This is a genomic window from Shewanella phaeophyticola (genome assembly GCF_025398315.1).
GTDB classification, from domain to species: Bacteria; Pseudomonadota; Gammaproteobacteria; order Enterobacterales; family Shewanellaceae; genus Shewanella; species Shewanella phaeophyticola.
This window is the reverse complement of the sequence record NZ_JAODOQ010000001.1, coordinates 2228405-2253446: the sequence shown is the minus strand read 5'-3', so window position 1 is coordinate 2253446 and position 25042 is coordinate 2228405. Positions and strand designations below refer to the sequence as shown.

Annotated in this window: 27 protein-coding genes and 5 pseudogenes; 13 read left to right on the top strand and 19 right to left on the bottom strand. The window is 40.9% G+C overall.

Features of this window, described 5'->3' with window-relative positions; translation table 11 throughout:
• Positions 1 to 15: 15 nt before the first annotated feature.
• Both N4T56_RS10540 and N4T56_RS10535 read left to right on the top strand, forming a co-directional pair.
• On the top strand, positions 16 to 288 hold the full coding sequence (locus N4T56_RS10540; RefSeq protein WP_261733194.1) for a GNAT family N-acetyltransferase: 273 nt from the start codon (positions 16 to 18) through the stop codon (positions 286 to 288).
• A complete protein-coding gene (locus N4T56_RS10535; RefSeq protein WP_261733193.1) occupies positions 269 to 1192 on the top strand; it encodes a GNAT family N-acetyltransferase in 924 nt (307 codons plus the stop codon). Before N4T56_RS10540 ends, N4T56_RS10535 begins: the two co-directional genes overlap by 20 nt.
• A gap of 18 nt (positions 1193 to 1210) precedes the next feature.
• On the opposite strand, the gene N4T56_RS10530 is transcribed toward N4T56_RS10535, so the two are convergent.
• The 3 genes and pseudogenes from N4T56_RS10530 to N4T56_RS10520 all read right to left on the bottom strand — a co-directional run bounded on the left by N4T56_RS10530 (position 1211) and on the right by N4T56_RS10520 (position 4198).
• A complete protein-coding gene (locus tag N4T56_RS10530) occupies positions 1211 to 1828 on the bottom strand; it encodes a LysE family translocator (protein ID WP_261733192.1) in 618 nt (205 codons plus the stop codon).
• A gap of 101 nt (positions 1829 to 1929) precedes the next feature.
• The gene (hppD, locus tag N4T56_RS10525; RefSeq protein ID WP_261733191.1) at positions 1930 to 2970 is read right to left on the bottom strand and encodes a 4-hydroxyphenylpyruvate dioxygenase; all 1041 of its coding nucleotides are present in this window, start codon (positions 2968 to 2970) and stop codon (positions 1930 to 1932) included.
• 68 nt (positions 2971 to 3038) lie between these two features.
• Positions 3039 to 4198 (bottom strand): annotated as a pseudogene (locus N4T56_RS10520) (homogentisate 1,2-dioxygenase).
• Between the two features lie 217 nt (positions 4199 to 4415).
• Here N4T56_RS10520 and N4T56_RS10515 point away from each other — a divergent pair.
• Together N4T56_RS10515 and N4T56_RS10510 are read left to right on the top strand one after the other, a co-directional pair.
• Positions 4416 to 5342 carry a LysR family transcriptional regulator gene (locus tag N4T56_RS10515; RefSeq protein WP_261733190.1) on the top strand — a complete coding sequence of 309 codons (927 nt, stop codon included), beginning with the start codon at positions 4416 to 4418 and terminating at the stop codon, positions 5340 to 5342.
• A gap of 138 nt (positions 5343 to 5480) precedes the next feature.
• Complete coding sequence (locus N4T56_RS10510; protein ID WP_261733189.1) at positions 5481 to 6269, top strand: TIGR00266 family protein; 789 nt, start codon at positions 5481 to 5483, stop codon at positions 6267 to 6269.
• Between the two features lie 86 nt (positions 6270 to 6355).
• Here N4T56_RS10510 and N4T56_RS10505 read toward each other — a convergent pair whose 3' ends face one another.
• Both N4T56_RS10505 and N4T56_RS10500 read right to left on the bottom strand, forming a co-directional pair.
• Entirely contained in the window at positions 6356 to 6817 is a 462-nt protein-coding gene (locus N4T56_RS10505) for an EVE domain-containing protein (RefSeq protein WP_261733188.1), read from the bottom strand.
• Positions 6818 to 6911: 94 nt separating this feature from the next.
• A complete protein-coding gene (locus N4T56_RS10500) occupies positions 6912 to 7322 on the bottom strand; it encodes a YccF domain-containing protein (protein WP_188916531.1) in 411 nt (136 codons plus the stop codon).
• 221 nt (positions 7323 to 7543) lie between these two features.
• Between N4T56_RS10500 and N4T56_RS10495 the strand changes: the two genes are divergently transcribed.
• Positions 7544 to 8521, top strand: coding sequence for a 1-aminocyclopropane-1-carboxylate deaminase/D-cysteine desulfhydrase (locus tag N4T56_RS10495; RefSeq protein ID WP_261733187.1), 978 nt, complete (start codon positions 7544 to 7546; stop codon positions 8519 to 8521).
• Positions 8522 to 8682: 161 nt separating this feature from the next.
• Here N4T56_RS10495 and N4T56_RS10490 read toward each other — a convergent pair whose 3' ends face one another.
• The 6 genes from N4T56_RS10490 to N4T56_RS10465 form a co-directional block, all read right to left on the bottom strand.
• Positions 8683 to 8856 (bottom strand): hypothetical protein, encoded by a 174-nt coding sequence (locus N4T56_RS10490; protein ID WP_188924209.1) that lies wholly within the window; start codon positions 8854 to 8856, stop codon positions 8683 to 8685.
• A 638-nt stretch (positions 8857 to 9494) separates the two neighbouring features.
• Entirely contained in the window at positions 9495 to 10169 is a 675-nt protein-coding gene (locus tag N4T56_RS10485) for a ChrR family anti-sigma-E factor (RefSeq protein WP_261733186.1), read from the bottom strand.
• On the bottom strand, positions 10162 to 10824 hold the full coding sequence (locus N4T56_RS10480; RefSeq protein WP_261733185.1) for a sigma-70 family RNA polymerase sigma factor: 663 nt from the start codon (positions 10822 to 10824) through the stop codon (positions 10162 to 10164). Before N4T56_RS10480 ends, N4T56_RS10485 begins: the two co-directional genes overlap by 8 nt.
• A gap of 147 nt (positions 10825 to 10971) precedes the next feature.
• The gene (locus N4T56_RS10475) at positions 10972 to 11562 is read right to left on the bottom strand and encodes an LON peptidase substrate-binding domain-containing protein (RefSeq protein WP_261733184.1); all 591 of its coding nucleotides are present in this window, start codon (positions 11560 to 11562) and stop codon (positions 10972 to 10974) included.
• A 53-nt stretch (positions 11563 to 11615) separates the two neighbouring features.
• The gene (locus N4T56_RS10470; protein ID WP_261733183.1) at positions 11616 to 11732 is read right to left on the bottom strand and encodes a hypothetical protein; all 117 of its coding nucleotides are present in this window, start codon (positions 11730 to 11732) and stop codon (positions 11616 to 11618) included.
• A 19-nt stretch (positions 11733 to 11751) separates the two neighbouring features.
• Complete coding sequence (locus N4T56_RS10465) at positions 11752 to 12171, bottom strand: lipocalin family protein (protein WP_261733182.1); 420 nt, start codon at positions 12169 to 12171, stop codon at positions 11752 to 11754.
• Positions 12172 to 12357: 186 nt separating this feature from the next.
• Here N4T56_RS10465 and N4T56_RS10460 point away from each other — a divergent pair, with 186 nt between their 5' ends.
• Entirely contained in the window at positions 12358 to 13302 is a 945-nt protein-coding gene (locus tag N4T56_RS10460) for a chemotaxis protein CheV (protein WP_261733181.1), read from the top strand.
• A gap of 75 nt (positions 13303 to 13377) precedes the next feature.
• On the opposite strand, the gene N4T56_RS10455 is transcribed toward N4T56_RS10460, so the two are convergent.
• Together N4T56_RS10455 and N4T56_RS10450 are read right to left on the bottom strand one after the other, a co-directional pair.
• A complete protein-coding gene (locus N4T56_RS10455) occupies positions 13378 to 14019 on the bottom strand; it encodes a hypothetical protein (RefSeq protein ID WP_261733180.1) in 642 nt (213 codons plus the stop codon).
• Positions 14020 to 14109: 90 nt separating this feature from the next.
• Positions 14110 to 14469: pseudogene (locus N4T56_RS10450) on the bottom strand (DUF2750 domain-containing protein).
• A gap of 225 nt (positions 14470 to 14694) precedes the next feature.
• Between N4T56_RS10450 and N4T56_RS10445 the strand changes: the two are divergent.
• The 5 genes and pseudogenes from N4T56_RS10445 to ushA all read left to right on the top strand — a co-directional run bounded on the left by N4T56_RS10445 (position 14695) and on the right by ushA (position 19609).
• Positions 14695 to 15944, top strand: a pseudogene (locus N4T56_RS10445) (lytic murein transglycosylase).
• 104 nt (positions 15945 to 16048) lie between these two features.
• Positions 16049 to 16531 (top strand): FKBP-type peptidyl-prolyl cis-trans isomerase, encoded by a 483-nt coding sequence (locus tag N4T56_RS10440; protein ID WP_261734798.1) that lies wholly within the window; start codon positions 16049 to 16051, stop codon positions 16529 to 16531.
• Between the two features lie 76 nt (positions 16532 to 16607).
• Positions 16608 to 16835, top strand: coding sequence for a DUF3389 domain-containing protein (locus N4T56_RS10435; RefSeq protein WP_261733179.1), 228 nt, complete (start codon positions 16608 to 16610; stop codon positions 16833 to 16835).
• A 76-nt stretch (positions 16836 to 16911) separates the two neighbouring features.
• Positions 16912 to 17577, top strand: a complete 666-nt coding sequence (locus N4T56_RS10430; RefSeq protein ID WP_261733178.1) for an alpha/beta hydrolase — start codon at positions 16912 to 16914, stop codon at positions 17575 to 17577.
• Positions 17578 to 17884: 307 nt separating this feature from the next.
• Positions 17885 to 19609, top strand: a complete 1725-nt coding sequence (ushA, locus tag N4T56_RS10425; RefSeq protein ID WP_261733177.1) for a bifunctional UDP-sugar hydrolase/5'-nucleotidase UshA — start codon at positions 17885 to 17887, stop codon at positions 19607 to 19609.
• A 92-nt stretch (positions 19610 to 19701) separates the two neighbouring features.
• Here the strand turns inward: ushA and N4T56_RS10420 are convergent.
• The 6 genes and pseudogenes from N4T56_RS10420 to N4T56_RS10395 all read right to left on the bottom strand — a co-directional run bounded on the left by N4T56_RS10420 (position 19702) and on the right by N4T56_RS10395 (position 23516).
• Positions 19702 to 20548 (bottom strand): annotated as a pseudogene (locus N4T56_RS10420) (D-hexose-6-phosphate mutarotase).
• A 107-nt stretch (positions 20549 to 20655) separates the two neighbouring features.
• Positions 20656 to 21270 (bottom strand): class I SAM-dependent methyltransferase, encoded by a 615-nt coding sequence (locus tag N4T56_RS10415; protein WP_261733176.1) that lies wholly within the window; start codon positions 21268 to 21270, stop codon positions 20656 to 20658.
• A pseudogene (locus N4T56_RS10410) lies at positions 21270 to 21933 on the bottom strand (response regulator transcription factor). The gene N4T56_RS10415 and the pseudogene N4T56_RS10410 overlap by 1 nt, the downstream one beginning before the upstream one ends.
• A gap of 179 nt (positions 21934 to 22112) precedes the next feature.
• Positions 22113 to 22550, bottom strand: coding sequence for an acyl-CoA thioesterase (locus N4T56_RS10405; protein ID WP_261733175.1), 438 nt, complete (start codon positions 22548 to 22550; stop codon positions 22113 to 22115).
• Positions 22551 to 22674: 124 nt separating this feature from the next.
• Entirely contained in the window at positions 22675 to 22941 is a 267-nt protein-coding gene (locus N4T56_RS10400) for a Rho-binding antiterminator (protein WP_261733174.1), read from the bottom strand.
• A 29-nt stretch (positions 22942 to 22970) separates the two neighbouring features.
• Complete coding sequence (locus N4T56_RS10395) at positions 22971 to 23516, bottom strand: SixA phosphatase family protein (protein ID WP_261733173.1); 546 nt, start codon at positions 23514 to 23516, stop codon at positions 22971 to 22973.
• Between the two features lie 239 nt (positions 23517 to 23755).
• Here N4T56_RS10395 and N4T56_RS10390 point away from each other — a divergent pair, with 239 nt between their 5' ends.
• Both N4T56_RS10390 and N4T56_RS10385 read left to right on the top strand, forming a co-directional pair.
• Positions 23756 to 24793, top strand: a complete 1038-nt coding sequence (locus N4T56_RS10390) for an HD-GYP domain-containing protein (protein ID WP_261733172.1) — start codon at positions 23756 to 23758, stop codon at positions 24791 to 24793.
• Positions 24697 to 24993 (top strand): HD-GYP domain-containing protein, encoded by a 297-nt coding sequence (locus N4T56_RS10385; RefSeq protein WP_261734797.1) that lies wholly within the window; start codon positions 24697 to 24699, stop codon positions 24991 to 24993. Before N4T56_RS10390 ends, N4T56_RS10385 begins: the two co-directional genes overlap by 97 nt.
• Positions 24994 to 25042: the final 49 nt, after the last annotated feature.

The window sequence follows — 25042 nt, the reverse complement described above, 5'->3', positions numbered from 1 at the left end:
AACGGGTAGGTATCGGTGAAAAATAACGAGACGCTAGTTTATCAATTCAGATTTATTAATACTATTAGTGAAATAACAAAAATTCAATGGAATGAATATTTTGATGCTAGTCAGCCGTTTACGCGTCATGAATATTTATCCGCTTTAGAATTAAGCCAATGTGTAAGCAATAAAACCGGCTGGCAGCCGCATCATCTTGTGGTCACTCAAGGTGATACGGTTGTAGCGTTAATGCCTTTGTATATTAAAACCCACTCCTGGGGAGAGTATGTGTTTGATTGGGCGTGAAGCCGAGGCTTATGAGCGTAATCAATTAGACTATTATCCTAAATTGGTGAGCAGTATTCCCTTTACGCCAACAACGGGTGCCCGTATTGGTTTTTTGCCTACGTTAAGCGACATCGACAAGCAGCATGTCATTTCAGAAATCATCACAGTCATAAAGCAGCAACTAAACGAGCGGCAATGGTCTTCGTGGCATGGGTTATTTAGTCATAAAGCCGAACATATTATGTGGGCAAATACTGGCATCATTGTGCGTCATGGTTGCCAGTTTCATTGGCGTAATAATGACTATGCGGACTTTAACGATTTTTTGACTAGCATGAGCTCTAGAAAACGTAAAAATATCAGCAAAGAGCGCGCGCAAATATACAAGGCGCAACTGCGTTTTACCTTTGTGAATGGCGATAACGCCACCGATGAGCAATGGCAAGGTTTTGTTCGTTGTTATCAACGCACTTACCTTAAGCGTTCTGGCCATAAAGGGTATTTATCTGCGGAATTTTTCAGGTTAATTGCCCAAACAATGGGAGAGTCAATCAGATTATTAATGATACACAATGCAAAAGATGAGTTGGTGGCATCAGCGCTTTATTTTGTTTCTAACACCCATTTGTATGGTCGTTACTGGGGAGCGTTGAGCGATTATGATGGTTTGCATTTTGAAGCTTGTTATTATCAAGGCATCGAATATGCAATTGCTAATCAGCTAAATGTGTTTGACGCTGGTGCGCAAGGTGAGCATAAAGTGGCAAGAGGTTTTTATCCGGTACAGACGTATTCAAGCCATGTGATTGACCACCCTGCATTGGGTGATGCCATTGCTCATTTTTGTCAGCAAGAGCAAACACACATTAAATTGTATATGGAGCAGATGATGCAACAATTACCCTATAAAACCAGTAATTAATCTCGTTTTTTAAAGGGGCTAATCCAGCGCGAGCCACACTCCTACGAGCATCATTAAGCTGCCGGCGATACGGTTCATCCAACGAATATTATCGCCACGGCTTAAAAACAAACGTAAGCTTTTTCCGCCGCTGGCATACGCTAACATCGACACACTTTCGGTTATCATAATAATACCCAGCAACACACCAAGCTGTGGGCCAACTGGGCTGTCGACATTGATAAACGGTGGCAGTAACGAAATCATAAATGCCCAACCTTTTGGGTTGGCAATGGCAGTAATAAAGCCTTGGCTGATTAAGCTTGCACGGCGGGTGTTGACTTGTGCACTGTCGATAACCGCCATTTTACCTTTGGCGCGCCACATATTAATGCCGATATACACTAAATAACCGCCACCCACCCATTTGAGTAAATCAAATACCTGTGGGTAATTAAGCATAATACTGGCTACGCCCAGTACGGCTGCAATGGCTACTAATGCCACTCCGACCAGCTCCCCTAGCATCATCCATAAGGTTTTACGCACGCCAACACTCATGCCCAGTGTCATGGCTAAGGTCATGCACATACCTGGGGTGATGGAGACAAAAAAGAAGGTTGGAATAAACACGGCAAGTACGGCGTAATCAGGCATTGGCGTCAAGTATCAATAACAGAATGTGGCCAAGTGTAATGGCCTAAAATGATAAAAACCAGCAATTTGCTGGTTTTTATGTATCAAATTATACCGATTGGTTACAACACGCCACGTTTCATTTGGTCGCGTTCAATAGATTCAAATAACGCTTTAAAATTACCTTCACCAAAGCCTAAGTTATTTTTACGTTGAATGATTTCAATAAAAATAGAGCCAAATAGGTTTTTGGTGAAAATTTGCAGTAAATAACCCTCGTCATCACCATCAACCAAAATTTGGTGATGCTTAATACGTTCACGGTCTTCAGTGACCTGCGGTAATTTATCAAAAATGGTGTCGTAATATTCAGGAATAATATCTAAGGTTTTGATTGATGTGCCTTCCATTGCATCTAAAGACGCCACAATATCACGGCTTCTAAAGGCTAAATGTTGTACTCCAGAGCCGTTATATTCACCTAAATACTCATCAATTTGGTTGTTGTTATTGCCTTTACCCTCGTTGATGGGGATACAAAAACTGCCATCGGGTGAACGTAAGGCGTAAGAGACTAATGCCGTTTGTGCGCCGCTAATGTCAAAATAACGCACTTCGGTAAAGCCGAAGATATCTTTATAAAAGTTGGCCCATTTTTCCATGGTGCCTTTGTAGACGTTATTGGTTAAGTGGTCGACTTCCATAAAGCCTTTTTCTGGAGTCACAATTGGTTGGTCTAGATCGACAAAATCGCTTTGATAAATGTTGTTTTGCTCACCAAAGGTATCAATAAAATAAATTAAGCTGTCGCCAATACCGTAAATGGCAGGGTAAGGCATGTCTTTATTGGCGTCATCTGCCGGTTTTGCACCACGATTAACAGCCTCACTGAAGGCAAAGTTTGCATCTTCAACACGCCAGCCCATAGAGCAAATTGCTGGATCGTGTGATTTAGCAAACTCAGCCGAAAAACCACTACGGCCTTTATTGAGTAAAAAGTTAATGTCGTTTTGTTTGTAGTAGACGATGTCGTTGTTTTTGGCTTTTTTTAACATCGAAAAACCAAAATCAATAAAGACTTGGTGCATAAATTGAGTATCTGGGCTGGCAAATTCAGTAAATTCGATACCTAAAAGCCCCAGTGGATTAAGTTCGCTAGCCATTTTGTTTTCCTTATTTTTCAGTCAACACGCCATCACTCTTGGGTGACTTGGGTTAGTTAAATTACATCTTAGTTTTCTAACCAAGAACGGTTGTAGTCAGCACTCATGCAATGTTTAACATGGGTGGTTAAATTGAGTGGGGCGAATGTATCGACCATCACTGCGTATTCGTAGGTTTCTGTTTTACCAATAGATGCTTCTGTGCGCCCAGGTTGTGGTAGTGAGGTACCCCTTTTTGATGCAGCGTCATGTAACCGGCTTCAATACCGGTGCGGCTCATAAAGTCGCCGTCGACGTAGTAAAGCACTTCGTCGCTGTCGATATTGTTGTGGTAATAAGGTGCAGGGATAGACTTAGGGTGAAAGTCGTAAGGGCGTGGTACAAAATTGCAAATCACAAAGTTGTGAGCACTAAACACAAGATGCTCAGATGGCGGTAAGTGGATTTGGCTCACTTTAGGGGCATATTCTGTAATATTAAATGCCCAGGGATACACACAACCGTCCCAACCCACGAGGTCAAAAGGATGCCACTGCAATAGCATTTGTTGGTATCGATCGCCAAATTTACACACCAAAGCAAACTCGCCTTTTTCAACCACGGCGTCGGTTAAAGTTGGTGTGCGAATATCGCGTTCACAATAAGGAGCGGATTCGAGCATTTGGCCATATTCATTTCTAAAGTGTTTTGGCACTTCAACCATTGACGATGACTCAATGACAAACAAGCGCACATTTTGATAATCGTTAAAGGTTAATTGGTAAGTGGTACCGCGTGGAATGACCAAATAATCCCATTTTTTGGTGTTAATCACACCGTACTCGCTTAATAGTTGACCTTCGCCCTCATGGATAAAGACCACCTCATCAGCATACGCGTTGCGATAAAACTCATTCGTTGGCTCAGTGACCTTAGCGGTATACATAGCGACATCGTTATTAAAAAAGATTTTATTACGCGCGCTGAAAAAACTGCCTTGGCAATCGGCCTGACGTGAGTCAAGTTTGTAGTTTTGAATTAATGAGTCTTGCCATTGCTCGCCGTGGTTTAACACGTATGGCTGAACATCAATCGCTTTGGTTGGCATATTGTGATGATATTTATTGGAATAAATATTTGAAAACCCGTGAGTGGAGAACAACTCTTCACGGTAAAGTTCACCATTTTCTTTTTCGAAAGCAATGTGACGTTTTGGCGGCACTTGACCTTGTTTAACATAGAATGGCATTTGATTGTCCTCTGGCAAATCGACTGCATGTGATGCGGCTGAGTGTTAATTATTGTTATGGCCTAATCGCACTGGGCAAACCAATATGTGATCTTATTAACAATTTAGTGGTAAAGATCAACAAAAAAAGAATAATAAAAAGCTTAACTTAATCAAATTTTTAGATTGTCTTGCTGGCTTTACATTGGTGTATTGATAACAAGACACGGGAGTGGGTATGCGGATTGATATCGATGCGTTTAATGTTTTGCAAGTTCTTGTTGAAGAAGGGAGTTTTGCTAAGGCATCCGAGCGTTTACATAAAGCGCAATCAGCGGTGAGCTACCAAATTAAGAAGCTAGAACAACATTTAGGGGTGACATTATTTAATAGAGATCACTACCGAGCAGAGTTAACGCCAGAGGGTAAAGTCATTTTGGCAGAGGGTCAGCGACTGCTTCAACATTTAGCCAATATTGAGCATCTTGCTAGTCGTTATAGTCAGGGCTGGGAGCCTAAGCTTGAATTAATCATTGACGGGGCATTGCCGATGGAGCCCATTATGAGCGCATTAAAGTTGATGTCTGAGCACAATATCCCCACCAAAATTCAGTTGAACATGGAGTTTTTAGGTGGGGTTCAACATCGGTTTGAGCGCGATCAAGCAGATTTGATGTTGGTTAAAGATTATCGTACTGGGCCTTCTTATCATCCTAAATCCTTACCCACCATTACCAGTGTGCTGGTGGCGGCAAGATTGCATCCATTAAGTCAAAGGCGAGACATAAGCCTACCTGAGCTGCAACAGCATGTAGAGCTCACCATTGAAGACTCATCGCCGGGTAAACGTGCGCGTGATGAAATGCAATTTGGCGGTGATAAAGTGTTTTATCTTTCAGGCTTTATTATGAAAAAAAATGCATTATTAAAAGGCTTGGGCTTTGGATGGATGCCGGATTTTTTAATCACTGAAGAGTTAGCCAATGGTGAGTTAACGACAATTGATTTTGTGGGCGGCAATCGTTTTAGCTTTACCCCGCAATTAGTGTCAACCTCAGAGCGTCCTTTAGGCCGAGCTGGGCAATTATTTACTGAACTTATTTTGCAAGAATTTGCCCTATATCAACAGCAACAAACAGGATTAAGTGGTGCAGGATTAGGCTAGTTAGGTGCATGTAATCTTCTTTGACATATTATGTCACAAAGTTTCCATAGGAATAAAAGTAACATCTTGTTAACCTAAAGCAATAATAGCATCTGTGCTAACGCTGAATCTGCCACACTCATTTTTAAGGAGCAAAAAATGACCAGAAAATGTCACGAAGTTGATTACGAAATTATCGGTTCAAGTATGCAATTAGTTGAAATTGAACTCGACCCGCATGAGGCAGTGGTCGCCGAAGCTGGAGCCATGACATACCTTGAAGAAGATATTTCATTTGAAGCCAAAATGGGTGATGGCTCAGAACCAGAGTCAGGCTTTTTTGGTAAATTGTTGGGCGCAGGAAAGCGAGCCATTACAGGTGAGGGGATTTTTATGACTCACTTTACCAACGAGGGCGGTCGTAAACGTAAAGTGGCTTTTTCAGCCCCATTTCCAGGCACTGTCTTAGCTATCGATCTTGCCAAGCATAATGGCGAATTAATTTGCCAAAAAGACAGTTTTTTAGCCGCGGCAATGGGTACCCAAGTATCGATGAAGTTTAATAAACGCCTTGGTGTGGGGTTCTTTGGTGGTGAAGGCTTTATTTTACAAAGCCTAAAAGGTGATGGCATGGCGTTTGTGCATGCTGGTGGCACCTTAATTAAAAAAGAATTACGCGGTGAAACTTTACGCGTTGATACCGGTTGTTTAGTGGGTTTTACCCCAGGCATTGATTATGATATTCAGCGTGCAGGCTCATTAAAATCAATGGTGTTTGGCGGTGAGGGGTTATTTCTTGCAACGTTACAAGGCCACGGCACTGTGTGGCTGCAAAGTTTACCTTTTTCTCGCATGGCTGATCGTATTATTGCCCATGCACCTTCAACAGGCGGAAAAGATCAAGGCGAAGGTTCAGTGTTAGGTGGCATTGGACGAATGATTAATTAACGTTTCATTTTTCTGCTCAATTAACAAGGGTGGCTAAATTCAGTCACCCTTTTTTTATATTTAAATCATTGGCCTAGATATTTAAATCATTGCCCTAGCATAACAATATGAGCAAATTCATCAGCGTTGACAGGTTGAACGCTTAACCGTGCACCTTTGGTAACTAATACCATGTCTTGTAAAGCCGGGTCACTTTTGAGTTGTTGTAAACTGACTATCTGATTCAGTTTTGCAGTAAATTGAATATCCACTTGCCACCACCGCGGTTTGTCTGGCTCTGACTTAGGGTCAAAATAGCGAGATTGTGGATCAAAAGCACTTTCATCAAGTGTAGGCTGGCTAACAACTGTGGCAATACCGACAACACCTGGCACTTTGCAACTAGAATGGTAAAACAACACTTGATCGCCAAGTGTGATTTGATCGCGGATAAAGTTCCTTGCTTGGTAATTTCGAATACCTTGCCAAGCCATTGTATGATTTGGGCTATCATGTAAATCATCAATACTGATGTCATCGGGTTCGGACTTCATTAACCAATATTTCATACTTTACTCTTTTATATTTATTATTGGGGCATATTATCATCCACACACTAAAAAGCCGACTACGGGATGTAATCGGCTTTCACTAAGAGGTTGTTTACACTGGTTTGGTTACGACTGTTTGACCAATTGGCGTTAAGCTTAGCAATGCTAACTTAATATGTTGTATCGCAAATGGGATACCAATAATAGTCACAAAGCAGGCCAGTGCATGGGCTAAATGACCAATCGCCAACCAAATACCAAAGAATAAAAACCAAATAACATTACCGATTAACCCTAAGCTGCCGGTGCCAAGATCTTCATGGCCAGTTAAATGCTTGCGGTTAACGCTTTCTTGTCCAAATGGCCAAAACGCCATTTCACCAATCACAAAACACGCACGACCAAATGGAATACCGACAATACTGATAAAGCATAAGAGTCCGGCAAGCCACCAGGCTAAGCCCATCACAAAACCGCCTAAAACAAACCAAGCAATATTAAACAGTAAACGTAAAAGTGACATTGTTTTTCCTTATTGAAATCTAAAAATACAAAACGGGTACTGAACTGACTTAAGTTTAACTAAGCGATATTTATGCCAAAATTGTAACTTATTGATTATATATGTTTTACTGTGCTTTTAATAAGGGGGGAATAACGCACGTTAGTGAAATTGTTAAATCAATCGGTGAGTTTTATCATTTATTAGTTAAAATACTCATATCAAGTATTTAGAGAGCGCCAATGTTTGCTATAAGCCCTGTACAGCCAATGCTATTTGAGCAAAGACCTATCTTTGTCAAACGAGATGACTTATTACACCCTGACTTTAGCGGTAATAAAGCGCGTAAGTTTTATCATTTTTTATCGCAAGATTATGCGCATATTACCCAGCTTGTCGGTTCGGGTTCTGCCCAAGCGAATTCGTTATATTCGATGTCAGTGCTGGCTAAACAACAGGGTTGGCAATTTGATTACTATGTCAGTCATATCAGCGATTTTATTCTCCAGCACCCTAATGGAAATTATGCAGCGGCTATTGCCAATGGCGCTAATATTATTGAAGTCGGCCAACTTAAGTTAGCGGATAAATATCAGCAGATGCATTTAGATGACGTCGTACAATGTATTGTTGCATCTGACTACAATAACAAAAACTCATTGTTACACATCCCTGAGGGAGGACGTTGCGAGTATGCTGAAACGGGTGTTGCCATATTAGCAACAGAGATTATTGATTGGGCAAGATTACGTAACACCAAAGCATTAAAAGTATTTTTACCTTCAGGCACAGGCACAACGGCAGCGTATTTAAATAAGCAGTTGCTACAACAACAGGCAAACAACAATAGTAACAATATTAATATCGAGGTGTTAACTTGCAGTACGGTTGGTGGGGATGATTATTTACGCCAACAATTTTCTCAATTAGTTGCTCAAGAGTATTTTCCAACCATAGTGAATGACGGACACAAATACCATTTTGGCAAATTAACTCAGCGTTGTTATGAAATGTGGCAAACGGTATGTCAATCTGGAATTGAATTTGAATTGTTATACGATCCGGTTGGTTTTTTAGTGTTAAAACATTATTTACAGCAACATCCGCACTGGGACGGTGACATCGTGTATGTACATCAGGGTGGGGTTTTAGGTAATCAAACCATGTTACCTAGGTATCAGCGTAAATTTGGTCATTCGAATAAATCAGAAAACGACTGACAGTTAACAACTAAATAAAAGTTAACGTTAGAGTGAGTAAGATGTAATAGGGGAGGTTCATTTTGCTCTGTTTTAATAAACATCGGTAAGTGAGAGGAGAATACCGAGAAATGAGTTTATTAAATAACAGAGCAAATGATTAACGCTAGGCGTTAGGAGTATTACTTATTTGCAGTGATTAACCATTTCATGAAGTTTAATGCTTCAGTACGCTTTGAAAAGGTTTTTTTGTTTTTACCTTGGCTGTCGGTAAAAGCAATTGAGTTTTTGTTTGACGAAATTGAGTTAACTGGAAAACTAACTGAAATTTCATGTCCGTTAATGTTGTATGACATATGCCACACTCCTTATTTTTGCTGATCACCCTTGGGTGAGTAAATTGTTCAATAAAATATCCTTGGCATTTTTAGTGGTGCAAAAGATTAACTTGTCGAGATTTAACTTAACCTATTCTGAACTCACTAATCAAGTGTTGTGATATAAATAGTTGATTAGCGTCAGTTTAACTTGTGATCACAATGAATGATCTGGTTTCACTAGCCAACTAAAATATTACGTTTTCACTTATCTTAGTAAGTTGAACATAATTATATGACAATAACATGACCATAAAAGTTTGTTTTTTTGAGTGCTACAAACATTGGCCGCTAGGGTCATGAAAATGTACAGAAGCTTGTCTTGGGTTTACGAAGGAAGTTGAGCAGACTTTCAGGTAGGTACCAAAATTAACAAGATTTTTAAATCTGGATTGATTCTATACTCACTTTTCTTTTTTAGCAACACCGTTTTTGCTAAAAAAGACAAAAGATGAACAAATTGTCTTTAAAAAAGGCAGTTGCTGGCTTCTTATTAAGGTAAGTAATTGAAAATGTTTTATTTAAATGATTAAAGATTTTTTAATACTTCTATGCTGAAATGATAAAGTTGCGATAACCACGATTATCGCAACTCTTAACATAGTGAATTAACTTACTTAATACAGTAAATCACCAATAGGGTTAAGCAACTTACTGAACCCCTTAGTAAAGTACAATGGTGCATCAACGATGGTGTAACACAAGCAGCCTTCGGTGGTTTTGGGTGAATGCTGATGCTCTTGATCAAGCAACATAAAATCACCAGGCTTGTATGTGTTGTAGCAATCGCTAAATTCGCCCGCTAATAATAAGGTTAACTCTGCCCCTTTATGGGTGTGTTCCGGTATCTCGCCATTGGCTGCAATGTGCAACAAACTTGCTCTTGCCTGTGGCTCACCGGTGTCTAAACGTAAACGACTCACCTTACCGATGCCTTGCCAAGAAGCATTAATTTGTTTTCTAAATACCCGTGGCAATGCGTATTGTTGACCTTTAATGGTCACCGTGTTGTCGACAGCCTGTGGTTGTGGCGTCGGCTCAGTGTCTAAATTGTCTAATGTTGATGACATAAATTGGCTTAAAAGGACACTTAAGTCTGCATCATCAGATTGCTCTGCTACAGTTTGTTGTTCGAACTCTTGTTCAGATAGGGCAAGGGTCATTTGGTCAAGTTGCTGCTGGCAATGTTGACACAATTCTGCATGAGCAGAAATGGCAATCGACATCGATAGCGGTAATTCGCCTTTAGCATGGAGAGACAGCAAATGCTGATCTGGGTGGTAATTAATCATAATGTTTCTCCATAAAGCTTTTTAACTTTTCTAGCCCGAGTCTAAGTCGAGATTTAACGGTACCAATAGGTATATCGAGTTTGTCTGCAAGTTCTTGTTGTGTCAGTTCTTGCATGTAAATGCCTTGCACTACCTGACGTTGTAATGGCGGAAGATCTTCAACATGTTGTAGTAAATTGGCTGATAATAAAAAATCTTCTTCGTTGTTTTCAGCGTCATCAGACTCAAATAAAGGCCAGATGTCGTCGCCAAATGCATCTTCACGGTTGTGTTGTACTTTGCGTAGCATGTCAAAACATTGGTTACGCATGATAGTGAACACCCAAGTACTTACAGCCGCTTTGTCAGCGTTGTATAAGTGCGCTTTAGTCCATACTCGCGACATGGTTTCTTGTACCAAGTCCATGGCTAAGCCTTGCTGACTCAGACGTTGTACCCCAAATGAGTTTATTTTGGGTGCAAAATGAGAAAACAGGCTAGCAAAAGACCGTTTACACCGATTATTAGCCACTTGCATCATTAAGTGAGCAAGTTCATCTGCCATTGGATTGGGTTCGTCTGATTTCATAGCACCACTTCGTTGATTGGACGATCTTGCAATAAGATTTCCTTTATCATAACGAGTTTGTACGCTTTGTGATTGAACATTTTCCATTTTTTTCACTCGCATCCAGTAAAAACACAATTGAATAGGTAACTTGTTGCCTTTTTGCAGTAGCCAAATGCAGTCTGCAAAAAGGGGTGACGTTTATTCAGTAATAACTCATACGCAAGGTGAAGATAAACGGATCACATCTGGACGTTATTTTATAATGTCGAATAAAAATGATTTAGCTAACAAATGGTCGTGACTGTTAATGCATTGATACTTTTCTTTGGCACTTAAGGGGATAACTTCTAACCAGCGCTGACACACCCAAGCGATATCATTGAAGTTATCATCAGAATAGTGGGCTAAGTGCTGTGGGTATTGCTGCAGTAATTCCTTAAGTGTTTTGCTTAAAAACTGATCTTTTTTTCGCTCTAATGGCTTAATGTGTGGTTGAGCCACTTGGGTTTCAATAAGATCGCTTGGCCAACTGTCTATTAACGTCACGTCGGCACGTTTTAAGCCATCATGTTCAACATCGATTTGGTTAATCGAGAAGGTTTGCTTGCCTTGAACACTAATACCTAACAGGCCATCATCGAGCGTTTCAAAGTCGATGATCTCGGTTAGCGTGCCAATAGGTAAAATGGTTTTTTTGTCATCAGCAAGCATACATAACCCGAAGCCCTGTCCACTTTTGAGTGACTCAGACACTAAGCGTTTGTATCTAGCTTCAAAAATACGTAATTGCGTGTACCCTTGCGGGAGCAAGCAAATGGGTAATGGGAAAATTGGAATAATCATTACAGCCTCTGGATCATATAACAGTGCATCTGACCCATTGTACGAGCAGCCTGTTATTGTTGATCACCTTGTTGCACCCAAATGAGGTTATCTTCACTTATTGATAAAGCCGCAAGCTTGTTGATAAACCGCTGTTTGATTGCAGGGTCTAATATTGGGCTGCGTGACAAAATCCACGCATATTGATTATTAGGTACCAATCACTAGTGAGTCTGTGTATTGACCTTGGCTATTCTGTTCAATATCATGAATTTGATAAGCACCGTAAAAAGGCTCAAAGAAAGACACTTTGAGTAAACCTTTATTGTCTCCATCAATAAAGTAGGCTTTGCCTTCTGCTTGATCCCATTGCTGTTGATCTTGTTTAAATCCTTTGTTAATCACCACCACTTTGTCACCGTCAATACTGTATTGCGCTGTCACATTAGTCATTCCTCGCTCAAATGAATGATCTAGGCGGGCGATTTCATACCAGGTGCCCAGATACTGCTGTAGTTCAAACGGTTTTACGACATCAACAGGTTCATCGATGACTGTGCAAGCTGATAGCCCCAGTATCGATAATCCGAGTAATGATAAAGCGACGAGATGATGTAATGACTTTTTCATGGTTAACTCCGTTATACACAACAATACCGTTTAGCGTTGACTATACGACTTAATGGGTTGGTTTTGATCTTGAATTGACAGCTTTAATCTCATTTTGTCGGTTGTATCATGTTTACAAAGCGCTTTTAAAGGCGTTTTTTAGTATAATTAACCTGATTGTTATTTTTTAGTTAGGTGGATTGCTTCATGAATAAAGTGTTAGATACGGTAGACCAACGCACCCAATTAGTCGGTGAAAACCGTTTAGAACTGTTGTTATTTCGCATTAGTTCAACACAATTATTCGCGATCAATGTGTTTAAAGTAAAAGAAGTGGTTAAGCTACCTGCAATAAATATGTTGCCCGGCAGTAATCCAAAGATTTACGGTGTGGCTAATATCCGTGGTACATCCATTCCAGTTATCAATTTACGCGAAGCGATAGGCTTTTCAAAAATGCCGATTACTGACGACAGTAACTTAATTATTACTGAGTATAATCGAAGCGTGCAGGCCTTTTTAGTCGGAAAAGTTGAGCATATTATCAATATGACCTGGAGTGATATTATGCCGCCGCCGAAAACCTCAGGGGCACATAATTACTTAACCGCCATCACTAAGGTTGAGCAAGAGGGAATAACGCATCTGGTGTCGATTATTGATGTGGAAAAAGTACTGGCAGAAATCATTGATTATGATGTGAGCTTGTCAGAAGGTGTGCTCGACGAAACTCTTGTGCCGAGTATGCCAGGTCGTAAAGTGCTAATTGTAGATGACTCATCAACCGCTCGAAAACAAGTTCGTGACACATTAACACCTTTGGGTATTGAGATCATCGAAGCTTCTGACGGGTTACAAGCATTGAGGTTACTGCAATCTTGGGCTGATGAGGGCAAACATGTGGCCGATGAATTGTTAATGATGATAACCGATGCGGAAATGCCAGAAATGGACGGTTATAAGCTGACCGCAGAAGTACGCACCGACCCGCGTATGACCTCATTATTTATTACCTTAAATACGTCTTTAAGTGGCAGCTTTAATAAAGCCATGGTTGAAAAGGTGGGCTGTAACGAGTTTATTTCTAAGTTTCAACCTGACTTGCTGGTGGGTGTTGTACAAGACCGTTTACGCAGCCTTCTGGCACCATAAAATACCAGTGAGATACCATTAGAGTCATCGCGTTTCAATCACTAATCAACCTATGGTAGCTATCAAAGTGACTTGTTATTGATCTGCGTCTTCAATTAATTCATCGATAATTTTTCGTTGGTGTTCATGGGTAATACCAATGTTGAGTCTGGCAATTTTTATCGCATGACCAAATTTTGCTTTGCCTAATAATGTCACCAACTGTTGTAAAAAACGCGCATCTAAAGACAGAATATTGCTATAGTGCTCTATGGCTTTGGGTAATGATGTAAATCTCACTCCATCAAACTCAAACCCTGCCTGATAATGACCATTTTCACCGTCTAGCATGATGCCATCTAGGCTAAGAGGCCAGCCTTTAGCGTTAATGCGTCCTTGGGCTATTTGATACATCATCCAGGCACTTTTTTTAAAGCCACCAAAAATTTTGCACTCAAATTCTGACTCCTCTAATTCTTGCTCGGTCCAATTAATACCGATGGCCAAATCTTTGCGGTAAATATGCATTAATTGATCTTTAACCGCATCGCGGCAATCCCAAATAGAGGTTAATGGGTTCTTTTTAGCTAATCCGACACATTCTTTACAAGCTGGTACCGCAAGCGATGGATGTGGCGTGTGTGTCATGCGGTAGTATTCAAATACTTGATTACTGGGTTCTGCGCAAAACCAGCAGGTATGGCGTTGCTCGAATGGAATATCAATTAATGTTGGCATAAGGAGGCACGCTTCCAGTAACAAATGGTGTATTTAAAATAAAAAAGCCGCTCATAAAGAGCAGCTTAAATAGTTTCGATTCAAAAAGTATTACTCTTTTTCGTAATCGACTAATTCTTTAGCTAATACGATAGGGTCTATTTCTTCGCATTCTTGATCGGCTTCCCAATCAACACCAATGAGTACGCCATCGTCGTTTAAATCGCCAACCCAGTATTCTAAAAACTCAGTCAGGGTAATGGTCACAGCTTTGTAGTCGGCTCATTCTTCAGTGCAGTGACTGGTCGCAGCAGCTTCGCTAGACCATAAAGGCATGACATCGGTTTCTTCAAATTCAGAAGAATCACATACTACCCAGCCTTCACCGGTTTCATCTTGTAAGCCCCATAGCACTTGATGCTGTTTTACGTTTTCGATAAAGCTGATTAGCGCAGGTGTTTGTTCGGTCATGATAAGTCGCTTCAATGAGTGAGAATTGATTTCATTATACGGACTCAACGCGTAAGGAAAAGGCCTAATTAATGACAATTATGTTTATGTTGAAACTTTGTACCAATTGAAATGTAAAAATGCAATTTCTGATAAATAAACAGGGTTTAATGCTAACACCTCTTGTTTCCTGAATGGCGATGCGTCACGATATTCGTCATTCATTTGTGATAAGTAAGTGTTTTCATGACCCATAAAAGCCGTTTTTCAGTGTTTATTGCTTCAATGTTTGTTTCAAGCTCCTTGCTCAGCGCTTGCGCTGCGTCGGCATCACCTGAGCCTGCTGTTAACCTCACACCAGAACCAGTACACACTGATTTTGCGACTTGTGTGATTAACTTGCAGCAAAAAGCCAAGGTTGCCGGGATCTCACAACACATTATTGATACAACCGTGGCTAATTTGAAGTATGTGCCTAGAGTCATTGAACTTGATAATCAACAACCTGAATTTACCACTACGTTTGGCGATTACTTTGAAAAACGTGTCACAGTATGGCGGGTAGAACAAGGTCGCAAAATGTTGGCCAAACATCACGACTTATTGACTCAATTAACTCATGAGTATGGTGTTCCAGGGCAATATATCATTGCTTTTTGGGGCTTGGAAACCAATTTTGGTAGTTATAAAGGCAACATGCCTGTACTGGATTCATTAGCGACACTCGCTTGCGATCCTCGTCGCAGTGATTATTTTACCGGTGAATTATTGCAAGCACTTAAGCTTAAACAGCAATATCAATTTGACGACAGCAAAATGGTCGGCTCATGGGCTGGTGCAATGGGGCATACCCAGTTTATGCCAACCAATTACCGTAAGTATGCTGTAGACGGCGACGGTGATGGAGTTGCTGATTTATGGAATAGCGAAGCCGATGCGTTAACCTCAGCGGCTAATTTTTTACAGCACCTTGGTTGGCAAGCCGATGAAAGATGGGGCAGAGAAGTGTTGTTACCGGCCAATTATTCATTTGAGTATTTAGGCCGTAAATCGACCCTACCATTGAGCCGATGGCACGCGCTTAATATTAAAAAAACCAATGGCCAGGCTATTTCAACCCCGGATATGCAAGCCGCATTGTATTTACCCGCAGGGCATACGGGGACTCTGCATTTTTAGGCTATGCCAATTTTAATGTCATTATGCGCTGGAATCGCTCGGAGTTTTACGCGATTGCTGTGGGGCATTTGGCAGACAGAATCAATGGGGCGCCAGCGTTGAGCCGTACAGTGCCTAAACAACCACGATTAAGCCGTGATATCGTCAAACAATTGCAAATCAAACTGAATGAACAAGGGTTTGATGTCGGTAAAGCTGATGGCATTTTAGGCCGCAACTCGGTGTTAGGTTTGCAAGGTTTTCAGAAAAAACATGGGTTAATTGCTGATGGTTTTCCTGATACAAAGACCTTCGATAAGCTTGGGATTAAACTATAACCATAAGCATTCATCGCGTGTAAACCAGGCTGAGGCTCACTTTTTTGTGGATGCCTTAGCGGGCTTTTTGTTAAGCTTCGGCAAATTTTTTTTAAGGAATAATGATGAGCATTAAAGACGATATGATTGTGCAGTTTAATTACACTCTGCGCGATGAAAAAGGCGAAGTGATAGAGTCAAACGAAGGCCGCGATCCTATTGCGTACTTACATGGTCATGACAACATGATGCCTGGTATCGAAGATGCCATTACAGGTAAAGAAGTGGGTGATAAGTTTTCTGTTACCCCACCTGCATCTGATACCTATGGCGAGCGTCAAGAAGGCGCTGAGCAACGTGTTTCTGTAAAGCATTTAGTGGGTGCTAAAGTGTGGAAACCCGGTATGGCAGCTATGGTAGAAACCGAGCAAGGTCAACGCCAAGTGACAGTGCTTAAAGTCGGTAAATTTATGGCGACAGTTGATGTTAACCATCCATTAGCTGGGCGTGAACTGACTTTCGATATTGAAGTTGTCGGTACGCGTGACGCATCAGACGAAGAAATTGCCCATGGTCATGCCCATGGTGCAGGTGGTCACCACCACTAAGTAAGATTGTTGTTTAATTGGAAATCCCAAGTGAATCACTTGGGATTTTTATTTGTGGAGCATAAAAGGAAAAATCATGGTCATCGACTTTTCAATCGGTAAAATTATTGTCACCGTGAATGAAATTCAGTGTCGTTTTCATGACAACCAGATTGTATTAACGGCTTCGGTAGATGATATTAGTTGTTTTCATCAAGGGCTGGTTATCGCAGCCGATGCCGGTACTGTTCGTTGGAGCATCAAACTTGATAATGCTGCGCAATTAGAACAAGTATTAAATTGTACGGGTTTACAAGCTCAGTAATGCCGAGTGCACCCAGATTACTCACAACGCTTGAAAGTATGATTGTAAGAAGCGATTGCTATAAAAAGGATAAGTAATGTCATCTCTAGATAAAATTGTAATTGAACCACAAACCCCTGCTACAGCGTGTGTAATTTGGCTTCATGGATTAGGCGATTCTGGTGCAGGTTTTGCGCCTGTCGTTCCGGAATTAGGTTTACCTAGCGATCACAGCATTCGTTTTGTGTTTCCTCACGCGCCAGAACAAGCAGTAACCATTAATGGTGGCTTTGTGATGCGATCTTGGTATGACATAAAAAGTATGGATTTGCATGATAGAGCTGATTTACAAGGTGTAAAGGCGTCAGAGCAAGCTGTGAAGCAGCTAATCAATGAGCAAATTGTTCAAGGCATCAGTGCCGATAAAATCGTGCTTGCTGGTTTTAGTCAGGGCGGGGTAATGAGTTTATTTACCGGCTTGCGCTTTGAGCAACGCTTAGCGGGCATTATGGCACTGTCTTGTTATTTACCTGGCGGTGAGGCATTGCCTGAGCAATTAGCTGAAGCCAATCGCTCCACACCTATATTGCAACACCATGGTGAGCAAGACGATGTGGTGCCATTATTTGCCGGTAAAATGGCCTATGATGCATTAATTTCAGCTAACTATCAGACAACATGGAGCACATACCCAATGGCACATAGTGTGCTCCCTAACCAATTAACTGACATAGGTCAATGGTTACAACAACAACTTAACTAAAAGTACTGTTGCATTGTTTTTATATATAAACAATCAGTGTTGTTAATGTTTTTGTAAAATTTATGTTTTTTTAACGACTTAGTGGGCGAATCCATTAAGTCGTTTTTTTTACCTTTCGTTAACTAAATGTTTAACATCCCACTGTTTTCTACAAAGGACAATTTAGATTCTAAGCGATTGTAAATATTGGATTAAATGTCATATTTTGTAATAAAAATGACATCAAAAGCCGTCAATGTTGTAATATTAAGTCCGTGATATGGATGTGTCACAGATTTAAATAACTTATTATAATTCGGGGTAAATCATGACAAACATGTTAATTAAGGGATTAGTTGCAACAGCTGTACTTACAGCATTAACAGGTTGTAGCAATGACGATGAAACACATTTAGTTGAAACACCTGTCGCAACAACGTGTGCAGAAGCAGGTGCAGATTGTAAAACATTCACTGTACTACACACTAACGACAACCACGGTCGCTTTTGGGAAAACAGCGATGGTGAGTATGGTATGGCCGCTCGTAAAGCGCTGATTGATCAAATTCGTGCAGAAGTAAGCTCAAATGGTGGTGAAACACTGGTGTTATCAGGTGGTGACATTAACACAGGTGTTCCTGAATCAGATTTACAAGACGCGCTTCCTGACTTTATCGGTATGAACGAAATTGCCTATGATGCAATGGCAGTGGGTAACCATGAATTTGATAATCCTCTTGCGGTACTAGATTCGCAACGTTCAGTTGCAAACTTCCCAATGCTTGCTGCAAATATTTATAGAGCTGACGGCACTCGTTACTTCGACGCTTATAAAGTGTTTGATGTAAATGGTTTACGTGTCGCTGTTATTGGTTTAACGACAGAAGACACTGCAAAAATTGGTAACCCTGAATATATCTCAGATATCACCTTTACCGATCCGACAACTGAAGCGGCAAAAGTGATTGCTGAAATCAAAGAAGCAGGCACTGCAGATATCATTTTTGCAGCAACACACATGGGCCACTATGCTGATGGTGAAAACGGCAGTAATGCTCCAGGCGATGTAGCTCTAGCACGTGCACTTACTGAAGGCGACTTAAGTGCCATTATTGGTGGTCACTCACAAAACCCAGTGTGTATGGAACCTGATACAAATGCTTACGCTGACTTTGAACCAGGTGATGATTGTGCGCCAGATATGCAAAACGGCACTTACATCATGCAAGCGCACGAATGGGGTAAATATGTTGGCCGTGCCGACTTTGAATACTTCAACGGTGAGTTACAACTTGCAAGCTACCAGTTAATTCCGGTTAACCTTAAAACAACAGTAACAGATGCCGATGGCAATGAAACTGAAGAGTTTGTTGCTGGTGAAATTACCCCTGATGCTGATTTAGAAGAGTTGCTTTCATACTATCAAGAACGTGGCCAAGGCCAATTAGATGAAGTGATTGCGACCACTGACGCTTTGCTAGACGGTGAACGTGCTAACGTGCGTAACATGCAAACTAACCTAGGGCGTTTAATTGCTGAAGCACAGCGTACCAAAGTTGGCGCTGACATTGGTGTGATGAACTCTGGTGGTGTGCGTGCTTCGATTGAAGCGGGTGACATTACGTACCGTGATGTACTGACAGTTCAACCATTTGGTAATACAGTAACGTTAATGACCATGACGGGTGCTGAAGTGACTGAGTATTTAAATACTGTTGCTTCATTCCAACGTGGTGCAGGGGCTTACGCTCAAATCACGGGTGTTAAAATGACCGTTGATTGTACTGCTCAAACAGTTGCTATCAGTGAGATTAACGGCAAAGATTATAGTGCCACTGATTCTTATAGCTTCACGGTACCAAGCTTTAACGCTGCAGGTGGTGACGGTTACCCAGTGTTAGACCCAATCCAAACGGGTTATGTTGATGCAGAAGTGTTATACACTTTCTTCCAAGAGAAAGCGTCAATTGTTGCAGCTGACTATGCTCCAGTGGGCGACATTGTATATGAAAACTCAGATAGCCCATTAGGTTGTACTATCACAGCTAACTAACAGACCCTAGGGCCTCGTCCCTATGCGATGATTAGTTCGTGAGTAAGAAAAAAGGTAGCCTAGGCTACCTTTTTTGTTGCTAACAAAGAGGGTTACTGCCAAGCAATCTGCGTTGTTAATGTATGGCTTTCTCCTGGCGCCAGCTCTACGTTATCTTCAAGTACGTTAGCCGCTTCTAAACACACCATCGTTAAATAATCTTCACTATTAAAGCGAGATAAGCGCATAGACTTGTCTATCCATGGGTTCCACAATACCGCTGATTGACTATTTTCACGACTCACAAGAATGGTACCGTGTGGAGTATGCAGCGCTTGTTGCGGGGCTAAATCGGTATAAACACGATCGGTTTCTCGGTCAAACTCAACACTGTCTTGTGGTTGTTTAATCGGACCTTGGCCAAACTCGATGTATTTTGAGTCGCTAAAACCTGTTGCCTTTAACTGATGGATATCACCAATAGGGAAATAACTGTGTAATGCTTGAGTTAAGCTAACATGAGAGTCACCTAAATTGGTGTTAATGATACTGAGCGACAGGGTTTCGCTTAAGGTAAATAATACCTTAACTTGAGTGTTATGCGGCCAATATTGTCGTTCAAACTCACTTTGTGGCAAGGTAAACACTAGATCTACGACTTGATTACGCATATTAACTGATTCTAGTGACCAGACTTTATTACGCCCAAAACCATGTTGGGGATACTCTGGGTTTTCATGTGCGCCAAACCAGTAGCCAACATACCGGAATACCACCACGGATCCCATTGCCTGGTTGGTAATCATCTGCAGATGACACCCATAACAAAGGGCGTTTACCTTTTGGAGTAAATTGATCGATTTGTGCGCCTTGCATAAAGATCCGTGCTTGGCACAGTTCAGTATTTACGTCTACATATTCAAGACCATTTGGGTGTTTTTGGGTGGTAACAGAACCCATAGTGTGTGTCCTTGTGTTAAACAACGTTAGTATTAAATCGCCAGACAAGTTAATAGCTTAGCGTATTTAGGGCAAAGTGATAAACAGAGATTACATTGTTGGATTGATCAGCGGGTAAAATACAGCATTCTGTTGTTTGCTGGCATGGCAACATCTTGTTGTAGATGCAAATCGTGTTGTTTCGCCAGTGATGTAATCCATTCGATATCACGAATGCCACTGTGAGGGTTTTGTTGTTTTAGCCAATCATCAAATTGCTGATTACTGGCGCTAGTATATTGACCTGCATAATTAAATGCACCATAAACAGCAACACAACCTGGCGTTGCTAATACTTGGCCGCAACCAGCAAAAAAGGCTTCAACTAGCGGTTTGCTCATAATGTGTAAGGTATTGGCGCTATAAATAGCATCAACCTGAGTGGTAAATTGTGGCCATGACTGGCTAACATCTAGTGCAACCGGATCAGCCAGATTGCACAAAGGAAAATGTGCTAGCCGCGCCTGTAGGTTGGCCAAATAAGTTAATTGATCGCTAGGTTGCCAATGTAGATGGTCTAAGTGCGCCGCAAAGTGTACACAGTGTTGCCCAGTGCCCGAACCCACCTCAAGCACATGGTTTGATTGAGCAAACCATTGCATTAATAAGCTTAAAATGGGCTGTTTGTTGTTTTCACATGCTTGTGAAAAGGGCAGATGTGCCAGCGGGACGGTTTTTAACATTAAGACAGGTCGACTTTTTCCATTTCTAATTGTTGCAATGCAATAACGGCTTGGGTGCGATTACGCACGCCGAGCTTTCTAAAGATTGCGGTGGCATGTGCTTTAATTGTGGCTTCAGAGACCCCAAAGTCATAAGCGATTTGTTTGTTGAGTAAACCTTCAGCAAACATTTGCAATACACGATATTGTTGTGGGGTTAAATCTGATAATCGGCTTGCCATTTTGTCAGTTGGATTATCCGAAACAGGAACTAACTCAGTACCTGCAGGTAGCCAAATATCGCCATATAGTACAGCGCTTAATGCTTCTGTTAATGATTCCATCGATGCAGATTTAGGAATAAAGCCACTACTACCATAATGCACGGCACGGCTAATGGTATTGATGTCTTCATGTGCCGAAATCACCACCACTGGTATATCAGGGTAATGTGTTCTTAGGTGTATCAAGGTCGAATAACCATGAGAACCAGGCATTTGTATGATCCAATAAGATTAAATCAAATTGAGCCTCTTGAGTATCAAGTACTTTTTGCAGTGCTTCGGCACTGTCAGCTTCGACCCATTCGGTTTTTTCGAACGCACTGCTTAATGCTTGTCGTAATGCATTACGAAATAACGGATGATCGTCAGCGATGATGATGTTTAAATTTTCGAGCTTCATGGCGTTTTTTATTCTATGTTGCACGTGAAGATTAAATCAATGTAACAGAAAACGATTCAAATATTCTATCGCTTTCTGTCACATTGGAATTGATTTTAGTGAAAAAATATCAAAACTAGACTTTAGTCTAAGGTGTCAGTTTTGTTCAATACAACCCTGACTGTTGAAATTGCAGGCTGTCAACCGTGAGGCCATACCTGAGTCGGTTGACGATCTGCATCTACTGCAACAAAGGTAAATACCCCACGAATAGCATGTTCACGATGATCTTTGTACATGTCTTCAACATAAATATTAACCTCTACTTTTAATGAGGTGTTACCAACATGAATCACCTTAGCGATCAGCTCAGCTAAGCTGCCGGCTGGTATGGCCTTTTTAAAATCGATTCGATCAGAACTAACCGTAACTAGGGATTTTCGGCAAAAACGTGTTGCAGCAATAAAAGCGCTTTCGTCCATCCAAGCTAATGCATCACCACCAAATAAGGTGTTGTGATGGTTGGTATTAGAGGGAAAAATCGCTTTAATCACGCGAGCTTCAGATTGAGCGATGCGTGCGGCCATATCTTTAGGGAATTGTGTTTCTGATTGAGCAGGGTTTAGAGCAAGAGACATACTTGGACCTAGTGTAATGCAAAATGACAGGGTTAAAATGCTGTGCATTGTACTGCAATGGTGTCCATTGTGTCAGGCAAATTACACTTTATTACTTGGCTCTCGCCACCATTTTTAGCAAACGTTAATCAGCAAAAGATACATAATCAAATAATGCATTAGGGCTAAGTACATCGATACTAACAATATCGGTTAATAGAACAACAAGCGGCTGCTGATGTTGATCTATGCCTTTTATTGCTTCTTGTTTTTGATCATCTAAACTGACATAACAAGTCGTGTTAAAATACCCGAGTATTTCGATACCAGACACCAATATCAGTTTTACTTCATATTGATGCATGCACAAGATTTCGACATAGTCATAATCACTACATTTTATGGGTGCCATGGCGCGCTCTTGTTATTGAATATCACGATTTAATAACGCAATAATACAGTTGAAACTTCACGATTATTTTTGTCAACAGTGACGATGTATAAACGGTCAAATTCATTGGCGTCATCAATCACAGGTTGTTTGTCTGCGCCAAGCAATTCTGCTAATGCCGTTGTGGTATTGCTGTGACCGATCACCAAAATATGTCCTTGCTCACTTAGCAGTACTTCTGCTGTTTTTTTAAGATCTGCAGGATTGTATAAACTTGGTGAGAGGTGCTGGTGTTCCGCAACCGCTAATGCCGTTTCTCGTGTGCGTTTGTAGTCTGTGGTGAACACTTTGTTCAATGGGGTGCTGGATAATACATTGGCTAAACGCAGTGCTCTTAATTTGCCTTGTTCAGTTAAGCTTGGATCTGCACCTTGGTTTTTTTCAGCATGACGAACTAAGTAAAACACTTTTGTTTCAGCAGCGGCGGTTACGTTTTTAGTATCTATATTTGTGGCATTAACTGTAAACACACTGCAACACAATATAATCAAGCTATACAGAAGATTATTCAGAATTTGGGTTTTATTCAAAGTCATGGTACTCATCCATTAATGAAATCATTGAAGTTAAACGCCACATATTTTAGCAGAATTTTAATCGTGTTACTGTTATCGGTGTAAACTGATAAATATCTGCAGTTTCTATCATTATTGTTCACAATATAATGGTTAAATGATGAATCATATTTTGCGAGTTTTTCAATTACCAACAATACTTATTTACCTTTAGCTATTTATCCACAAGATCCAGCAAGACAATTAAATAAGGATCATTTATGTCTTCATCATTAGCGGCTGAAATTATTCAATTAGAACTGGATGATGCTTTGCCTGTTTGGCGCCATACTATTTTTATGCGCTTATTTACCATTTTAGCGATCATTTGTATTCCGGTTTATATCACCAGTGTGTATGTCTGTATCAAAGAAGGCATATGGTTTATGGCGGTATTCGATTCATTGGCTTACGGTTTGTTGTTGTTTGTATTGTTTTATCCCAATTTGTCCGACTCGGTGCGTTATTTATTTGGTTGTTACTTATCCTTTTTGATTGGTGCTGGTTTTTTAGTGGTATTGGAGCCTTCTGGTGCAGGCTTTTTTTGGTTATTTGCTTTTCCACCGTTGACCAGTATTTTACTCGGTGAAAAATCAGCAATCACAGCACAAATAGTCAATGTCGTATTTTTGTTGGGCTTGGGGGTTGCATATCATTTGCAATGGCTTGACTGGCCAGTAATGGAGCATTTTTCGACGGTTATTTGGTATGTGGTGGTGATTAACTTTATCGTGACTTGTGCCATTGTGACTCAATCAACATCGTATTTGTTGGGTAAATTAAGTCAGTCATTACAATCAACGATTGCTTCTAGGCAAGCGACTGTAATTGGTTTAGCCAAACTGGCAGAGTACCGCGATAATGATACTGGCGCACATTTAATACGTATGCAGCAGTATGCCAACATGTTGGCCAAACAGCGCCTAGAAGATGAGCAAGTACCCGAAGAATTAACCGATGCTTTTATCCAAGAGATTAGTTTATCTTCAATCTTACATGATATTGGCAAGGTGGGCATAGCTGATCATATTTTGCTTAAACCTGGACGATTGACCCCAGAAGAATTTGAACACATTAAATCACATCCTGTAATAGGGGCTAAAGTGATTGATAGTTTGTTGAAATATGCGCCACAGTGTGAGTTTTTACTGATGGCCGAGATATTGCTGGCGGTCACCATGAAAAATGGGATGGCAGCGGTTATCCTAAAGGTCTTGAAGGTGAATCAATTCCGTTGTCAGCAAGAATTGTGGCATTAGTTGATGTGTATGATGCGTTAACATCACCCCGTTGTTATAAACGTCCTTTTAGTCATGAAGAAGCCAAAGACATTATCATTGCAGGGCAGGGAAGTCATTTTGATCCTGCATTAGTCGATTGCTTTATGCAGATTGAACATCGCTTTGCTGAGTTATCGCAAGCTTCTTTGGCACACCATTCTGCAAGTTATGAACCCTAGGGCTTGTATGTCGCGTTTAAACATCAACAGCCATAATATTGCCAGTCTA

Bases quoted from the DNA above. Each gene is read 5' to 3' on its own strand.
- N4T56_RS10535 (WP_261733193.1), top strand. From the start codon at position 269: ATGTGTTTGATTGGGCGTGAAGCCGAGGCTTATGAGCGTAATCAATTA.
- N4T56_RS10530 (WP_261733192.1), bottom strand. From the start codon at position 1,828: ATGCCTGATTACGCCGTACTTGCCGTGTTTATTCCAACCTTCTTTTTT.
- hppD (WP_261733191.1), bottom strand. From the start codon at position 2,970: ATGGCTAGCGAACTTAATCCACTGGGGCTTTTAGGTATCGAATTTACT.
- N4T56_RS10515 (WP_261733190.1), top strand. From the start codon at position 4,416: ATGCGGATTGATATCGATGCGTTTAATGTTTTGCAAGTTCTTGTTGAA.
- N4T56_RS10510 (WP_261733189.1), top strand. From the start codon at position 5,481: ATGACCAGAAAATGTCACGAAGTTGATTACGAAATTATCGGTTCAAGT.
- N4T56_RS10505 (WP_261733188.1), bottom strand. From the start codon at position 6,817: ATGAAATATTGGTTAATGAAGTCCGAACCCGATGACATCAGTATTGAT.
- N4T56_RS10500 (WP_188916531.1), bottom strand. From the start codon at position 7,322: ATGTCACTTTTACGTTTACTGTTTAATATTGCTTGGTTTGTTTTAGGC.
- N4T56_RS10495 (WP_261733187.1), top strand. From the start codon at position 7,544: ATGTTTGCTATAAGCCCTGTACAGCCAATGCTATTTGAGCAAAGACCT.
- N4T56_RS10490 (WP_188924209.1), bottom strand. From the start codon at position 8,856: ATGTCATACAACATTAACGGACATGAAATTTCAGTTAGTTTTCCAGTT.
- N4T56_RS10485 (WP_261733186.1), bottom strand. From the start codon at position 10,169: ATGATTAATTACCACCCAGATCAGCATTTGCTGTCTCTCCATGCTAAA.
- N4T56_RS10480 (WP_261733185.1), bottom strand. From the start codon at position 10,824: ATGGAAAATGTTCAATCACAAAGCGTACAAACTCGTTATGATAAAGGA.
- N4T56_RS10475 (WP_261733184.1), bottom strand. From the start codon at position 11,562: ATGATTATTCCAATTTTCCCATTACCCATTTGCTTGCTCCCGCAAGGG.
- N4T56_RS10465 (WP_261733182.1), bottom strand. From the start codon at position 12,171: ATGAAAAAGTCATTACATCATCTCGTCGCTTTATCATTACTCGGATTA.
- N4T56_RS10460 (WP_261733181.1), top strand. From the start codon at position 12,358: ATGAATAAAGTGTTAGATACGGTAGACCAACGCACCCAATTAGTCGGT.
- N4T56_RS10455 (WP_261733180.1), bottom strand. From the start codon at position 14,019: ATGCCAACATTAATTGATATTCCATTCGAGCAACGCCATACCTGCTGG.
- N4T56_RS10440 (WP_261734798.1), top strand. From the start codon at position 16,049: ATGAGCATTAAAGACGATATGATTGTGCAGTTTAATTACACTCTGCGC.
- N4T56_RS10435 (WP_261733179.1), top strand. From the start codon at position 16,608: ATGGTCATCGACTTTTCAATCGGTAAAATTATTGTCACCGTGAATGAA.
- N4T56_RS10430 (WP_261733178.1), top strand. From the start codon at position 16,912: ATGTCATCTCTAGATAAAATTGTAATTGAACCACAAACCCCTGCTACA.
- ushA (WP_261733177.1), top strand. From the start codon at position 17,885: ATGACAAACATGTTAATTAAGGGATTAGTTGCAACAGCTGTACTTACA.
- N4T56_RS10415 (WP_261733176.1), bottom strand. From the start codon at position 21,270: ATGTTAAAAACCGTCCCGCTGGCACATCTGCCCTTTTCACAAGCATGT.
- N4T56_RS10405 (WP_261733175.1), bottom strand. From the start codon at position 22,550: ATGTCTCTTGCTCTAAACCCTGCTCAATCAGAAACACAATTCCCTAAA.
- N4T56_RS10400 (WP_261733174.1), bottom strand. From the start codon at position 22,941: ATGGCACCCATAAAATGTAGTGATTATGACTATGTCGAAATCTTGTGC.
- N4T56_RS10395 (WP_261733173.1), bottom strand. From the start codon at position 23,516: ATGACTTTGAATAAAACCCAAATTCTGAATAATCTTCTGTATAGCTTG.
- N4T56_RS10390 (WP_261733172.1), top strand. From the start codon at position 23,756: ATGTCTTCATCATTAGCGGCTGAAATTATTCAATTAGAACTGGATGAT.